The organism is Pseudomonas sp. GL93, from assembly GCF_003408955.1.
GTDB classification, from domain to species: domain Bacteria; phylum Pseudomonadota; class Gammaproteobacteria; order Pseudomonadales; family Pseudomonadaceae; genus Aquipseudomonas; species Aquipseudomonas paracarnis.
The window spans coordinates 1-1,149 of the sequence record NZ_NKRF01000120.1; the positions used below are offsets into that span (position 1 = coordinate 1).

1 protein-coding gene and 1 pseudogene are annotated in these 1,149 nt (G+C 57.9%); both read left to right on the forward strand.

Annotation, left to right across the window (positions count from 1 at the left end; genetic code table 11):
* Positions 1 to 226: pseudogene (locus CER19_RS28865) on the forward strand (sel1 repeat family protein); the annotation flags it as partial.
* Positions 226 to 1,149, forward strand: a 924-nt coding sequence (locus CER19_RS25245) for a DUF6396 domain-containing protein (RefSeq protein ID WP_133298364.1), incomplete at its 3' end; no start/stop codon positions are given. The pseudogene CER19_RS28865 and the gene CER19_RS25245, both read left to right, overlap by 1 nt.

Consider the following 1,149-nt stretch of genomic DNA (forward strand, 5'->3'; position numbering starts at 1 on the left):
TCCGGTATTGACCTGCTACAGCGGCCAGGCCTGCCCGGAAAGCGGCTACTGGAAGGTCATCTGGCCCTTTGGGCGTACGGTCATGGCGAAAGAAGTCATCCGCCACTTCCAACAAGGCGAAACCTTTCCGACCCAGATCGTCAAGCGCTACGTTCTACGCACCTGGCCGATGCAAGACAAAACCACCCTGGATGAAGAGCGCGTTGAATGGGGATTACTCGGATGATGCGCCTGTGGCTGGTCACTGGCCTCTTGAGTTTGATGTTGGTGGGGTGTGATGCCCCAACCCATCCGACCAAGGATGTCCATGTGAATCCGCTCTCCGAGATCAAGGCCAAGCTGGCCTTCGCCTGCGCGCATGAACGGATCCCTGCGCCGTCTGCCGAGACGGATGTGCTGTTCCAGTACGCCCGTTGGTTGCAGAAGAACAACCAACTCAAACAGGACAAAAGCGTCGACGCCCAGATCGAGCGGCTGTACCGCATTGCAGCCGAAAACGGCCATTACAAGGCCAATATCAACTTGCAGAACGGCGCCATGCGCGGCAGCTTCACGCTCAGTGGCGAAACCTACCTGCGTATGAGCCAGCAACTGATCGACGCGGGCGTAGCGACAGGCTATTACTTCGTGGGAGTCTTTTTGCAGCAGGGGGCCGCCGGGCTGAAACAGGACCCGGAAATGGCGCTGCGCTACTACCGCAAGGCCGCCGATCAGGGCAGCGCACAAGCCCAGTACTATGTCGGCGACAAACTTGAGCCGAGTGATATTGCCCCGGACGTTGCGCTCCAAATGTATCGTTGTGCTGCCCAGCAGGGCCATGGTGAGGCGGCCCTCGCGTTGGGTGTTTATCTTCAAGATGAGCAGCGTTACAAGGAGGCACTTGAAGCATTCCAACTTGGCGTAGCCGCAGGAGAGGAAGGCTCCGCTTCTTTTTTGGAAGAAGGCTTTCGTAACCCTCCTCCCTCCGATCAACTGAACTACCTCGGCCAACAAGAAGACCTGGAGCGAGCCGAGCGGTATGAGAAAATTGGAACAGTACTGTCGAACGCGTCCTACGCCAACCCCAAAGTCCCCGAAATCAATGAAATCCTCCCCCTACCTCCGGCCAAACTGCCGGCCTGGGACGGCAAGCTGCAATGGGTGGAAGCA